The organism is Pseudomonas glycinis (assembly GCF_054871425.1).
Genome location: NZ_JBTYHF010000010.1, coordinates 75,079 through 87,680 on the forward strand (window position 1 = coordinate 75,079; position 12,602 = coordinate 87,680).

The 12,602-nt window shown below is 61.0% G+C and carries 11 protein-coding genes; 5 read left to right on the forward strand and 6 right to left on the reverse strand.

Translation table 11 applies throughout. The annotated features are described in order from the left end of the window. The first annotated feature begins 19 nt into the window (after window positions 1-19). The gene (locus ACYSTU_RS22610) at window positions 20-2,965 is read left to right on the forward strand and encodes an HD domain-containing phosphohydrolase (protein ID WP_264365577.1); all 2,946 of its coding nucleotides are present in this window, start codon (window positions 20-22) and stop codon (window positions 2,963-2,965) included. Here ACYSTU_RS22610 and ACYSTU_RS22615 read toward each other — a convergent pair whose 3' ends face one another. Both ACYSTU_RS22615 and ACYSTU_RS22620 read right to left on the reverse strand, forming a co-directional pair. After that, complete coding sequence (locus tag ACYSTU_RS22615; protein WP_016770850.1) at window positions 2,966-3,448, reverse strand: free L-methionine (R)-S-oxide reductase MsrC; 483 nt, start codon at window positions 3,446-3,448, stop codon at window positions 2,966-2,968. It lies immediately after the preceding gene. After that, window positions 3,445-4,335 carry an ATP-binding protein gene (locus ACYSTU_RS22620; protein WP_016770851.1) on the reverse strand — a complete coding sequence of 297 codons (891 nt, stop codon included), beginning with the start codon at window positions 4,333-4,335 and terminating at the stop codon, window positions 3,445-3,447. Before ACYSTU_RS22620 ends, ACYSTU_RS22615 begins: the two co-directional genes overlap by 4 nt. 165 nt (window positions 4,336-4,500) lie before the next feature. On the opposite strand from ACYSTU_RS22620, the gene ACYSTU_RS22625 reads away from it, so the two are divergent. Further along, on the forward strand, window positions 4,501-6,822 hold the full coding sequence (locus tag ACYSTU_RS22625; protein ID WP_499001705.1) for a hybrid sensor histidine kinase/response regulator: 2,322 nt from the start codon (window positions 4,501-4,503) through the stop codon (window positions 6,820-6,822). On the opposite strand, the gene ACYSTU_RS22630 is transcribed toward ACYSTU_RS22625, so the two are convergent. The 3 genes from ACYSTU_RS22630 to msrB all read right to left on the reverse strand — a co-directional run bounded on the left by ACYSTU_RS22630 (window position 6,806) and on the right by msrB (window position 8,246). Beyond that, window positions 6,806-7,264, reverse strand: coding sequence for a MarR family winged helix-turn-helix transcriptional regulator (locus tag ACYSTU_RS22630; RefSeq protein WP_125917343.1), 459 nt, complete (start codon window positions 7,262-7,264; stop codon window positions 6,806-6,808). The genes ACYSTU_RS22625 and ACYSTU_RS22630 overlap by 17 nt on opposite strands. Further along, entirely contained in the window at window positions 7,261-7,746 is a 486-nt protein-coding gene (locus ACYSTU_RS22635; RefSeq protein WP_071173117.1) for a glutathione peroxidase, read from the reverse strand. The genes ACYSTU_RS22630 and ACYSTU_RS22635 overlap by 4 nt, the downstream gene beginning before the upstream one ends. 104 nt (window positions 7,747-7,850) lie before the next feature. Next, window positions 7,851-8,246, reverse strand: a complete 396-nt coding sequence (gene msrB / locus ACYSTU_RS22640; protein WP_016770855.1) for a peptide-methionine (R)-S-oxide reductase MsrB — start codon at window positions 8,244-8,246, stop codon at window positions 7,851-7,853. A gap of 224 nt (window positions 8,247-8,470) precedes the next feature. On the opposite strand from msrB, the gene ACYSTU_RS22645 reads away from it, so the two are divergent. Together ACYSTU_RS22645 and htpX are read left to right on the forward strand one after the other, a co-directional pair. Beyond that, on the forward strand, window positions 8,471-9,682 hold the full coding sequence (locus tag ACYSTU_RS22645; protein WP_016770856.1) for a pyridoxal phosphate-dependent aminotransferase: 1,212 nt from the start codon (window positions 8,471-8,473) through the stop codon (window positions 9,680-9,682). Between the two features lie 303 nt (window positions 9,683-9,985). Then, window positions 9,986-10,873 (forward strand): protease HtpX, encoded by an 888-nt coding sequence (gene htpX, locus ACYSTU_RS22650; RefSeq protein WP_007908619.1) that lies wholly within the window; start codon window positions 9,986-9,988, stop codon window positions 10,871-10,873. 172 nt (window positions 10,874-11,045) lie between these two features. Here the strand turns inward: htpX and ACYSTU_RS22655 are convergent, their stop codons facing one another. Beyond that, window positions 11,046-11,702 carry a thiopurine S-methyltransferase gene (locus ACYSTU_RS22655; RefSeq protein WP_264365579.1) on the reverse strand — a complete coding sequence of 219 codons (657 nt, stop codon included), beginning with the start codon at window positions 11,700-11,702 and terminating at the stop codon, window positions 11,046-11,048. A gap of 103 nt (window positions 11,703-11,805) precedes the next feature. Between ACYSTU_RS22655 and ACYSTU_RS22660 the strand changes: the two genes are divergently transcribed. Further along, window positions 11,806-12,573, forward strand: coding sequence for a DODA-type extradiol aromatic ring-opening family dioxygenase (locus ACYSTU_RS22660; protein WP_123443528.1), 768 nt, complete (start codon window positions 11,806-11,808; stop codon window positions 12,571-12,573). Window positions 12,574-12,602 lie beyond the last annotated feature (29 nt).

Sequence of the window (12,602 nt, forward strand, 5' to 3'; positions counted from 1 at the left end):
CATTCATGGAGAGCCAGCAATGCACAGCCCACTGCGCCCCGAGCAACGCCGGTTGCCGCTGCACGTGCACATCAGCGTCATGTTCACCTTTCTTTTATTGCTCACGGGCGTGGTGCTGGGCCTTTTCAATTACCACCAGACCACGCAGATCATCCTGTCGAGCAGCGAAAAGCTGTTTGACCGCATCGAGCAGGATGTACGCCTCGATCTGCAGGCAACCTATCAGCCGATCCGCAACCTGCTGAGCCTGCTGGCGGACACCCCGGCGGCCCAGGCGAGCGATCTGCAACAACGCCTGCCGTTGCTCAAACCCTTCAGCCAGTCGCTCACCGATAACCCGGCGCTGGCGTCGTTGTATCTGGGTTACGCCAATGGCGATTTCTTCATGGTGCGCGCGCTGCGCACTCCGGCTCTGAAGGCACAGCTTCAGGCGCCGGAAGCGGCGGCCTATCAGGTCTGGAGCATCGAGCACGAGCCGCAAGGCACTGTACGCTCGCAATCACTGTTCTTTGATCAGGCCCTGACGCCGCTCAGCCGCCGCGATCATCCAGACGAGCCTTACGATCCGCGCAGCCGGACCTGGTTCAGCGACGCCCTGCAACAGGCCGGGCAAATCACCACCGAGCCCTATGTATTTTTCTCGACCCACAATGTCGGCACCACGCTGGCCCGGCGCAGCGGCGAGAACGCGGTGATTGGCGCCGATCTGACCCTCGCTTCGCTGTCGACCGCCCTGGGCAAGCACCGGGTCACGCCTTCGACAGAGATCGCGCTGTACGACACCGATGGCAACGCCGTGGCCTATCACGACAGCCATCGCCTGATCGTCGATGACCGCACTGCGCGTCTGGCCAGAGCGGCCGATCTCAGCCCTGAACTGAACGCGCTGCTCAGCTCCGACACTATCGGCAAGCGTCTGCAAGTAAACGACCGGCAATGGATCGTCGCGCGCACCAGCATCGAGGAAGGCGGGCCGAAAGGTTTGCAACTGGCGCTGCTGGTGCCGGAAGACGAATTGCTGGTGGATGCGTTCCGGATGCGCTGGCAAGGCGCGCTGATCACCCTCGCCATCCTGTTGCTGTGCCTGCCATTGGGCTGGGTGATTTCGCGGATTCTGGTCAAGCCGCTGCATGCCCTGGTCAAGGAAGCCGACGCGATCCGCAGCTTCGACTTCAGTTCTCCGCTGGCGCGCCGCTCGCCCGTACTGGAAGTCGATCAATTGAGCCTGTCGATGGCGCGGATGAAAGAAACCCTCGGCAGTTTCTTCCGCATCACCGACAGCCTTTGCGCCGAAACCCGTTTTGCCCCGCTACTCGAACGCGTGCTGTTCGAAACCGTGCAGATCGCTCAGGCGCAGGCCGGTCTGATCTACCTGCGCGAAGCCGACGGCGCGCGCATGGAACCCTATGGACTGGTGATTGATGGCGTGCCGCAGAAGCTGGAGGCGTTCGACATTGAGGGACGCGAGCTGCATAAAAACACTGGCCCGGCGTGGTTCGAGCAACTGGCCAGCGCCAACAATACCGTCAGCCATCTGGGCTTCGATCAGGCCGGCGACTTGCAGAAAATCCTCCTGGCCATGGAATCACCGCGCATTCACCTGATCGGCATCCGCCTGCACAACCAGCACGATGAAACCATCGGCCTGCTGATTCTGCTGGTCAATGACAGCGGCGCGCCGGGCGACCTGGAAAAGCTACGCCCCGACCGTATCGCCTTCTTGCAGGCGGTGTCCGGCGCGGCGGCGGTGAGCATCGAAAGTCAGCGTCTGCAAGCGCGGCAGAAACAACTGCTCGATGCCTTCATCCAACTGCTCGCCAGCGCGATCGATGCCAAGAGCCCCTACACCGGTGGCCACTGCCAGCGGGTTCCGGAATTGACGCTGATGCTCGCCCAGGCCGCTGCGGCAAGCCAGGACCCGGCGTTCAGCGGCTACCAGCCGAGCGAGGATGAATGGGAGGCGTTGCACATCGCAGCGTGGCTGCACGATTGCGGCAAGGTCACGACGCCGGAATACGTGGTCGACAAAGCCACCAAGCTCGAGACCATCAACGACCGCATCCACGAAATCCGCACCCGCTTCGAGGTGCTCAAGCGTGACGTGTGGATCAACTACTGGCAGACGCTGGCAAGCGGTGGAGACGAAGCGGCGCTGGCCCGCGCCCGTGATAGTGAGTTGCTGATGCTCGACGACGACTTCGCCTTTGTCGCCCGCTGCAATCTCGGTGGCGAGGCCATGGCCGAGGCCGATCTGCTGCGCCTCGAGCAAGTCGCGCAACGCAGATGGCTGCGCACACTTGATGATCGCCTCGGTGTGTCCTGGGAAGAAAACCGCCGCCAGGCAAAAACATCGGCGCCGACACTGCCCGTCAGTGAAACACTGCTGGCCGACAAACCCGAGCATCTGATCGAACGCGACAAGAACGAGCTGATCCCCGAGGACAACCCTTGGGGCTTCAAACTCGATGTACCCGAGTACAAGTACAACCGCGGCGAGCTGTACAACCTGAAGATCGCCCGTGGCACGCTGACCCGCGAAGAGCGCTACATCATCAACCATCACATGGTGCAGACGATCATGATGCTCAGCCACCTGCCCTTCCCCGGTCACTTGGACAGCATTGCCGAGATCGCCGGCGGCCATCATGAAAAAATGGACGGCACCGGGTATCCGAAACGGCTGAAGCGCGAGGAAATGAGCCTGCCGGCGAGGATGATGGCGATTGCCGATATTTTCGAAGCGCTGACTGCCGCCGATCGCCCTTACAAGAAAGCCAAGTCGTTGAGCGAGGCGCTGGGGATCATGGCGACCATGTGCCGTGAAGCGCACATCGATGCGCCGCTGTTCGGCCTGTTCATCAATGAGGGTGTGTACATGCAGTACGCGACGCGGTTTCTTGATCCCGCGCAAATCGACAGCGTGGATACGGCCAGCCTGTTGCACAAGGCTGGCCTCAGCGGTTGATCAGCAGTCGGTCAGGCGCAGGAAAATCGCCGCCAGTTGCTCGATGCCGGCCTGATCCTCGGCGCCGAAACGCGCCAGCTTCGGGCTGTCGAGGTCGAGCACACCGATCAGGCGTCCGTCCTTGACCAAGGGCACAACCAGTTCGCTGTTGGACGCGCTGTCGCAGGCGATGTGGCCCGGGAAAGCATGCACATCCTCGACGCGCTGGGTTTGCAGGCTGGCAGCAGCAGCGCCGCAAACACCGCGCCCGAACGGGATGCGCACGCAAGCGATCTGGCCCTGAAACGGGCCGAGCACCAGCTCTTCGTTGCGATTGAGGTAGAAACCGGCCCAGTTCAGATCATCGAGCTGGTTGAACAGGAACGCGGAAAACTGCGCGGCATTGGCGATGAAGTCGCGTTCGTCCGCCAGTAGCGATTCCAGTTGCGCGGCCAACATACCGTAGCCTTCGAGGCCCTGGCCGCTTTGTTGCAAATCAATCATGCCTTGTGCTCCAGCAATTTCAGTCCCACCCAGTAGCGGGCGAATTGATACGCGCAACGTCCGTTGCGATTACCGCGGCCGGTGGCCCAGCGCACGGCGAGGATGTCCAGTGCTTCGTCGCGCTGCCAGCTCAGGCCGGCCTTGGCGGCCAACTGGCCGATCCAGTGCTCGACGACGTTGAGAAAATGTTCCTGGGTAAACGGGTAGAACGACAGCCACAGACCGAAACGATCAGACAGGGCGATCTTGTCTTCCACCGCTTCGCTCGGGTGCAACTCGCCGTCGACGCGCTTCCAGTTTTCGTTGTCGCTTTCCTTTTCCGGCACCAGGTGGCGTCGGTTGGAAGTGGCGTACAGCAAGACGTTGTCGGGTGCCTGCTCGAGCGAACCGTCGAGCACGCTTTTCAGCACGCGGTAGTCGCCTTCGCCGGATTCGAACGACAGGTCATCGCAGAACAGCACGAAACGTTGCGGCAATTTGGCGACTTGCTCGACCACCCGTGGCAGGTCAGCCAAGTGATCGCGTTCGATCTCGATCAGACGCAGGCCGGCAGCGGCGTGCTCAGCCAGCAACGCACGCACCAGCGAAGACTTGCCGGTACCGCGCGAGCCCCAGAGCAAGGCGTGGTTGGCCGGCATGCCATCAAGAAATTGTTGTGTGTTGCGCCCCAACTGCTCCAACTGCCGGTCGACGCCGATCAGGTCGGACAGACGCATGTCGAGGCTGACTTCCAGCGGCAACAGGTAGCCGCTGCGACCGTCACGCTGCCAGCGCGCTGCCAGGCATGTGTTCCAGTCAATAACGGGGCGCGGTGCCGGCAACAGTGGTTCGATTCGCGCCAGAACCGACTCGGCGCGTTCAAGAAAAGCATTCAATCGGGAATCCACGTCTTCTCCTCGGGCACTTTCACAGTGATGATGACGATCCAGCGACGACACACAGATAAAATCGCCTCAGCAAGCCTTGTTACAAGGCGATTCGGGAACCTCGGTATCCCTGCATGATCGACTATGCTTGAGCAGCGAAGGGAAACGGAAGTGGTTCAACAACCCATGGATATCAAATTCACCCACCGGCTGTCTTACAAGCAAGCCAGGCTTACCGTGCTGGTCGGGTTCATTCTGGGCACCCTGCTCAGTCTGCTGCAGATCGGCATCGATTATGCCAGCGAAGACGCTTCCATCAACCGGGAAATCCTCGCACTGCTGGAAATCAGCCACAATCCGGCCTCGCGCATCGCCTACAACATCGATGCCGAACTGGCGCAGGAGCTCACCCTCGGCCTGCTGCGCTCGCCGGCGATCATCGCCGCGCAACTGATCGACAACAACGAGACCGTCCTGGCCAACGTCAAACGCCCGGAACTGCAGAGCAGCTATCGGCTGATCAGCGACTTCCTGTTCGGCGCCAAGCGTCATTTCGAAGATCGCCTGTACCTCGACCATTTGCCCAACGAATCCCTCGGCGTCCTCAAACTGGAAGTCGACACTTACGCCTTTGGCAGCCGCTTCTTGCGCCGCGCGGAAGTCACCCTGCTCAACGGTTTCGCCCGCAGCCTGCTGCTGACCGGTATCCTCCTGGCGCTGTTCTACGTGATGCTGACCAAGCCACTGGTGCGGGTCATCCGTGAGCTCAGCGGTCGCGACCCGCGCAGCGCCGAGCCGACCACGCTCGAGTGCCCGGCCGGCCACGGCAACGATGAGATCGGCGTGCTGGTCAAGGTCGCCAATCAGCAGTTCGAGAACATCGCCACCGAAATCCAGCAGCGGCGAACCGCAGAAAACCGCCTGACCGAATACCTCGCGCAACTGGAAGACATCGTCTCGGCGCGCACCGCCGAGCTCAAGGCAATCAACGCCCGCCTCAGTCAATCCAACGAAGAGCTCGAAGTGGCCCGCCGCACTGCGCTGGACATGGCCGAAGCGCGTTCGGCGTTTCTGGCGAACATGAGCCATGAAATCCGCACACCGCTCAACGGTCTGCTGGGGATGATCGCGCTGTCGCTGGATGGCCCGCTCAACGCCGAGCAGCAGCAACAACTGTCGATCGCCCACGACTCGGGCAAGGTGCTGGTGGAACTGCTCAACGATATTCTCGACCTGTCGAAATTCGACGCCGGGCAACTGGAGCTGGAAAACATCCCGTTCGACCTCGGCTCGCTGATCGAAGACACCGCCAACCTGCTCTCGCAGAACGCCGCGCCGAGCGTCGAGCTGACCTGTCTGATCGAACCGCACTTCCCGGCGCTGGTGCTGGGCGACCCGACCCGGGTGCGGCAGATCGTCAGCAACCTACTGTCGAATGCGCTGAAGTTCACCCGTTTCGGTCGGGTCGATGTGCGCCTGTCGGCGCACAAGGGTGGCGTGCGCATCGAAGTCTGCGACACCGGCATCGGCATCGCCCAGGAAGCGCAGGTGAAAATCTTCCAGCCGTTCACCCAGGCCGGCGCTGGTATCACCCGTCAGTACGGCGGCACCGGGCTGGGGTTGGCGCTGACATATAACCTGTGCGAAGCGATGCAGGGGCGCCTGACCATCAGCTCCGAAAGCGGTTTTGGCAGCCAGTTCTGTGCCGAGCTGCCACTGCCCTGCCACACTCGCGCCCTCGCTCCGCAGCCGTTACGCGGCAAGGTTCTCGCCATCACCGCTGCCAGCAGTGGCCTGGCGGAATTGCTGAAAAGCCTGTTGCCGGTGTGGGGCCTGGAATACACGCAGCGCACCATCGATGATTCGCTGCTGGGCCTGAATCCGGATGTGCTGATCACCGATTGTCCGGAATGCCTGTTCGGTCTGCGCCCGAGCATCACCGCGCCGATTCTGCTGGTGACTGCTTACGGCAGTTTTCTGCCCAGCGAAGAAGCCGCCGCCCTCGCCCCCTTGCAGCAGCAAGCCCGGCCGCTGGCGCGCAACGCGCTGTACCAGCATCTGCGACGGATTCTGCAACCGGAGGTCGCCGCCCTCACCGAAGCGCAAGCGGACGCCTCGCCGTCCGCGCGCCGGGGTAAGGTGCTGCTGGTCGAGGACAACCCGGTCAATCAACTGGTCGCTAAAGGCATGCTCGGCAAGCTTGGCTGCGATGTGGTGGTGGCGGGGCATGGCGCCGAGGCGCTGGATCAGCTGGAGTTTGCCGATTTCGATCTGGTGCTGATGGATTGCAACATGCCGGTGATGGATGGCTATGAAGCCAGTCGGCAGATTCGCCAGAGCGGGCGCTGGCCGAATCTGCCGATTGTCGCGCTGACCGCCAATGCCATGTCCGAGGAACGCGAACGCTGCCGCGCGGCGGGCATGAGTGACTATCTGGCCAAACCGTTTCGCCGCGAAGAACTCGCCGCGCTGCTCGATCAGTGGATGCCGACTACGCCAGCGCTTTGATTTGCCCGAGCAAGTGATCGAGGCCAGCGCGCAAGTCGTTGAGCCGGTCAAGATCAACGCCACTGTCGCAGAGCAGGCGCGCCTTCAGTGGCCCGACCCGCTCGCGCAATGCGGCTCCGGCAGGCGTGAGGCTCAGGTGCATCTCACGTTCGTCACGCGCCGAGCGCCTGCGCTGGACCAGATCGATCTGCTCCAGACGCTTGAGCAATGGCGTCAACGTCCCCGAGTCCAGCGCCAGACGTTCGCCCAAGGCCTTGACCGTCGGTTGCTCCGGCGCAGCATCCTGCCATTCCCACAGCACCAGCATCGCCAGGTACTGCGGGTAGGTCAGACCCAACTGATCGAGCATCGGCTTGTAGGCGCGAATCACCGCCCGCGAGGCCGCGTACAGCTTGAAGCACAACTGGCTGTCGAGCTTCAGCGAATCACTCGGCTGACTCATTTCAGCAAAGCTTCGATCTCGCCGCTCAGGTCCTGCGGCTTGGTCGTCGGGGCGAAACGCTTGACCAACTGGCCATCCTTGCCGATGAGGAACTTGGTGAAGTTCCACTTGATGCCCTGCGAGCCGAGCAGGCCCGGGGCGCGCTTCTTCAACTGCACGAACAGCGGGTGAGCATCGGCGCCGTTGACGTCGATCTTTTTGAACAGCGGGAAGCTGACGCCGAAATTCAGTTCGCAGAATTCGCTGATGGCGCCCTCATTGCCCGGCTCCTGTTTGCCGAACTGGTTGCACGGGAAACCCAGTACCACCAGCCCCTGATCCTTGTAGGTTTGCCAGAGTTCTTCGAGGCCCTTGTATTGCGGAGTGAAGCCACACTTGCTCGCGGTATTGACCACCAGCACCGCTTTACCGGCGAAATCGGCCAAAGTCTTTTGCTCACCCTTGATGGTGGTGCACGGGATATTCAGCAGGTTGTTGCTCATGGGTCGGCTCCGCAATGGTGAGGAAGGCGCAAACATAACGAGCAATTGAATTGCGTGCAATCTAATTGCTCGATAAAAAGGCGACGCAATGTCGCCTGTTTCGGTTATTCGCGCGGCTCGAGATTCAGGCACACCGAGTTGATGCAATAACGCAGGCCGGTCGGTGGCGGGCCATCCGGGAATACGTGCCCCAGATGCGCATCGCAGCGCGCGCATTTCACTTCGGTGCGAATCATGCCGTGGCTGGTGTCGCGGATCTCAGCCATCGCGCTATCGCCGATCGGCGCGTAAAAGCTCGGCCAGCCGCAGCCGGAGTCGAATTTGGTCTTCGAATCGAACAAAGGCTCGTTGCAGCACACACAGTGGTAGACACCGTCGGTTTTGGTGTCGTTGTATTTGCCCGAGAAGGGACGCTCGGTGGCACTCAGACGGCAGACGTTGTACTGCTCGGGGTCGAGCATGGCACGCCATTCTTCCAGGGTTTTCTGCAACTTTTCCATCATCACACCTCAGCGGCTGAAAAAGCCCGATCTGTACCTTTTCCACGGATCGGGCGGCACGTATGATTGCGCCTCGTCACGCGCCAGTCTGGCAGCCAGACCGGGCGCATTCAAACGGATTCTGAGCGCAAAAGCGCCAGACCTCCGCCTGTGCGAAGACGCAGCAATCCCAGTACGGTTGTCCATTTGCCGCCTGGATCGTTCATTTTCGGGATCACATCGCCATGCAGTTCAGCAAATCGAACAAGCTCGCCAACGTCTGCTACGACATTCGCGGCCCGGTGCTCAAGCACGCCAAACGACTGGAAGAGGAAGGCCAGCGCATCCTCAAGCTGAACATCGGCAACCCGGCGCCGTTTGGTTTCGAAGCGCCGGACGAAATCCTCCAGGACGTGATCCGCAACCTGCCGACCGCGCAGGGCTACAGCGATTCCAAAGGCCTGTTCAGCGCGCGCAAGGCGGTGATGCAGTACTACCAGCAGAAGCAGGTTGAAGGTGTCGGCATCGAAGACATCTACCTGGGCAACGGTGTGTCCGAGCTTATCGTGATGTCGCTGCAGGCGCTGCTCAACAACGGCGACGAAGTGCTGGTGCCAGCCCCGGACTATCCGCTGTGGACCGCTGCCGTCAGCCTCGCTGGCGGTAACGCTGTGCATTATCTGTGCGACGAAGGCGCCGACTGGTTCCCGGATCTGGCCGACATCAAGGCCAAGATCACCCCGAACACCAAGGCCATGGTGATCATCAACCCGAACAACCCGACCGGTGCGGTTTACTCGAAGGAAGTGTTGCTGGGCATGCTGGAAATCGCCCGGGCGCATAATCTGGTGGTGTTCTCCGATGAGATCTACGACAAGATTCTCTATGACGACGCCGTGCACATCTGCACCGCTTCGCTGGCCCCGGACCTGCTCTGCCTGACCTTCAACGGCCTGTCGAAATCCTACCGCGTGGCCGGTTTCCGCTCCGGCTGGATTGCCATTTCCGGGCCGAAACACAACGCGCAGAGTTACATCGAAGGCATCGACATGCTGGCCAACATGCGCCTGTGCGCCAACGTGCCGAGCCAGCACGCGATCCAGACCGCGCTGGGGGGCTACCAGAGCATCAACGATCTGGTGCTGCCGCAGGGTCGCCTGCTGGAGCAGCGTAACCGCACCTGGGAGTTGCTTAACGATATTCCCGGCGTCAGCTGCGTGAAGCCGATGGGCGCGTTGTACGCGTTCCCGAAAATCGACCCGAAGGTCTGCCCGATCCACAACGACGAGAAGTTCGTGCTTGATCTGCTGCTTTCCGAGAAGCTGCTGGTTGTGCAGGGCACGGCGTTCAACTGGCCGTGGCCGGATCACTTCCGCGTGGTCACCCTGCCGCGCGTCGATGATCTGGAAATGGCCATCGGCCGCATCGGCAACTTCCTCAAGTCCTACCGCCAGTAATGGGCCAGCAGTGCGCAACGGATTGGCTGTTGCGCACTGTCTGATTCAGCAACACATCTTTGTTCCGCGCCTTTGCAGCCCTTCTACACTTGCGATGCGAGCCGTACAGACGTATCTGACCTAATGGCGGCGGGGCGAAAGGCTGTGTCATCCGTGTCGGAATCGAGGGTGGGAATTTTCTTTTTGCTCAGGAAACCGCTGTAGGACACAGTTTGAAATAGTCACTCGGTTGAATAGCCCGGTGCCGCACCTTATATACCCCGCAGTACGCTACATCTTTAGCTTGAGGAGAGTTCTACAACCATGATGCGCATCCTGCTGTTTTTGGCCACTAACCTGGCGGTCGTGCTGATAGCCAGCATCACCCTGAGCCTGTTCGGCTTCAACGGGTTCATGGCGGCCAACGGGGTCGACCTCGACCTCAGTCAGCTGCTGGTCTTCTGTGCGGTCTTTGGTTTCGCCGGCTCGCTGTTCTCGCTGTTCATCTCCAAGTGGATGGCGAAGATGAGCACCGGTACGCAAATCATCAGCCAGCCACGCACTCGTCATGAGCAATGGCTGCTGCAAACGGTCGAGCAATTGTCCCGGGAAGCCGGGATCAAGATGCCTGAAGTCGGGATTTTCCCGGCCTACGAAGCGAATGCTTTCGCTACCGGCTGGAACAAGAACGACGCGCTCGTCGCGGTCAGCCAGGGCCTGCTCGAGCGATTCTCGCCCGATGAAGTGAAAGCCGTACTGGCCCACGAAATCGGTCACGTCGCCAACGGCGACATGGTCACGCTGGCGTTGATCCAGGGCGTGGTGAACACCTTCGTGATGTTCTTCGCGCGGATCATCGGTAACTTCGTCGACAAGGTCATCTTCAAGAACGAAGAAGGCCAGGGCATCGCCTACTACGTGGCGACCATCTTCGCCGAACTGGTGCTGGGCATCCTCGCCAGCGCAATCGTCATGTGGTTCTCGCGCAAGCGCGAATTCCGTGCCGACGAAGCCGGCGCCCGCCTGGCCGGTACCAGCGCGATGATTGGCGCTCTGCAACGCCTGCGTGCCGAACAGGGCCTGCCGGTGCACATGCCCGATACCCTGAACGCCTTCGGCATCAACGGTGGCATCAAACAGGGCTTCGCCCGCATGTTCATGAGCCACCCGCCGCTGGAAGAGCGTATTGACGCACTGCGTCGTCGCGGTTGATTTGACCGAAGTGAAAAAGAAGGCCCGCAGCGATGCGGGCCTTTTTTTGTATCTCCAGATCATGCGTTGTCGGCAAAGCCCCATTCGCGAGCAGGCTCGCTCCCACCTTTGGAATGCATCCCACTGTGGGAGCGAGCCTGCTCGCGAAGACGCCGGAGCTGCTGACAGAAAACTATCTGGAAGAAACCCGATAAACCCGCTCCACCAACCACTCAACCCCGCCCTGCTGAAACTTCGGGCTCTCAGCCAGAATATCCCGCTCTTCCAGTTTCTCCAGCTGCCAACCCTGGCCCAGCAGCCGCTGCGCCTCATCATCATTCACCGCAAACGGCGGCCCGGGAATCTGCGTCTGATCGTAATCCAGGGTAATCACCAGCCCTTTCATCTCCGGCGCCAGCAAGTGCTGCAGATGCGCCGCATAGCGCTGGCGCATCGCGTCCGGCAAGGCAATCAGCGCGGCGCGGTCGTACAGCGCCGTGCAACCAGCAACATCCTCTGCCGTCAGCGCAAAAAAATCACCACACCACAATTCGAACGCAACAGTGCGATAAACCTTGAATGCGCCCTGCTCGCTGATCTGCGGCTGCAATCGATGATCGCTGAAAAACTCCTCGACAGCCTTTTCCGCTAGCTCCACTCCAAGCACCTGATGTCCCTGCCCGGCAAGCCAGAGCAGATCCAGACTTTTCCCGCACAGCGGCACCAGCACGCGTGCCGACGGTGCAATCGCCAGCTCCGGCCAGTAGCGCTGCAAATACGGGTTGGCCTCGGCCTGATGAAAGCCGATCTGGTTCGAATCCCATTTCTTGTACCAAAACTCAGGCTGCATGGATCACTCCCGAAAAACCGATGAAAAACCGCAGAAACTTATATTGGATTCAGATCGGTGATCTGACTGAAGATGGTTCATCTTAGCGCTCAGGAGCCCGTCCATGTTGCCCAGCCTGTTTATCTCCCACGGTTCACCGATGCTCGCGCTGGAGCCCGGTGCCAGCGGCCCGGCACTGGCGCGACTAGCCGCTGAACTACCGCGCCCCAAAGCCATCGTCATCGTCTCGGCGCACTGGGAAAGCCAGGAACTGCTGGTCAGCAGCCACCCGCATCCGGAAACCTGGCACGACTTCGGCGGTTTCCCCCGTGCGCTGTTTGAAGTTCAGTACCCGGCACCGGGCAATCCGCAGCTGGCCGCCGAAGTGGCTGAACTGCTGAACGCCCATGACTTGCCGGCGCGGCTCGATCCGCAACGACCGTTTGATCATGGTGTTTGGGTGCCACTGTCGTTGATGTATCCGCAGGCCGACCTTCCGGTGGTGCAGGTCTCGCTGCCGAGTCGTGGCGGGCCGGCGTTACAGACGCGGGTTGGCCGTGCGCTGGCGAGCCTGCGCGAACACGGCATTCTGTTGATCGGCTCCGGCAGCATCACCCACAACCTCCGCGAGCTGGACTGGCATGCCGGCCCGGAAAGCATTGAACCGTGGGCGCGGGATTTTCGTGACTGGATGATCGACAAACTGGCGGCCGACGATGAAACGGCGCTGCATGATTATCGCCAGCAGGCGCCAAATGCGGTGCGCAGTCACCCGAGTGATGAGCATTTGTTGCCGTTGTATTTTGCTCGCGGTGCTGGCGGGGTTTTCAGCGTGGCGCATCAGGGTTTCACGATGGGGGCGCTGGGTATGGATATTTATCGCTTCGGCTGACGTCATCGCTGGCAAGCCAGCTCCCACAG

Bases quoted from the DNA above. Each gene is read 5' to 3' on its own strand.
- htpX (WP_007908619.1), top strand. From the start codon at position 9,986: ATGATGCGCATCCTGCTGTTTTTGGCCACTAACCTGGCGGTCGTGCTG.
- ACYSTU_RS22630 (WP_125917343.1), bottom strand. From the start codon at position 7,264: ATGAGTCAGCCGAGTGATTCGCTGAAGCTCGACAGCCAGTTGTGCTTC.
- ACYSTU_RS22625 (WP_499001705.1), top strand. From the start codon at position 4,501: ATGGATATCAAATTCACCCACCGGCTGTCTTACAAGCAAGCCAGGCTT.
- ACYSTU_RS22610 (WP_264365577.1), top strand. From the start codon at position 20: ATGCACAGCCCACTGCGCCCCGAGCAACGCCGGTTGCCGCTGCACGTG.
- msrB (WP_016770855.1), bottom strand. From the start codon at position 8,246: ATGGAAAAGTTGCAGAAAACCCTGGAAGAATGGCGTGCCATGCTCGAC.
- ACYSTU_RS22645 (WP_016770856.1), top strand. From the start codon at position 8,471: ATGCAGTTCAGCAAATCGAACAAGCTCGCCAACGTCTGCTACGACATT.
- ACYSTU_RS22660 (WP_123443528.1), top strand. From the start codon at position 11,806: ATGTTGCCCAGCCTGTTTATCTCCCACGGTTCACCGATGCTCGCGCTG.
- ACYSTU_RS22615 (WP_016770850.1), bottom strand. From the start codon at position 3,448: ATGATTGATTTGCAACAAAGCGGCCAGGGCCTCGAAGGCTACGGTATG.
- ACYSTU_RS22635 (WP_071173117.1), bottom strand. From the start codon at position 7,746: ATGAGCAACAACCTGCTGAATATCCCGTGCACCACCATCAAGGGTGAG.
- ACYSTU_RS22655 (WP_264365579.1), bottom strand. From the start codon at position 11,702: ATGCAGCCTGAGTTTTGGTACAAGAAATGGGATTCGAACCAGATCGGC.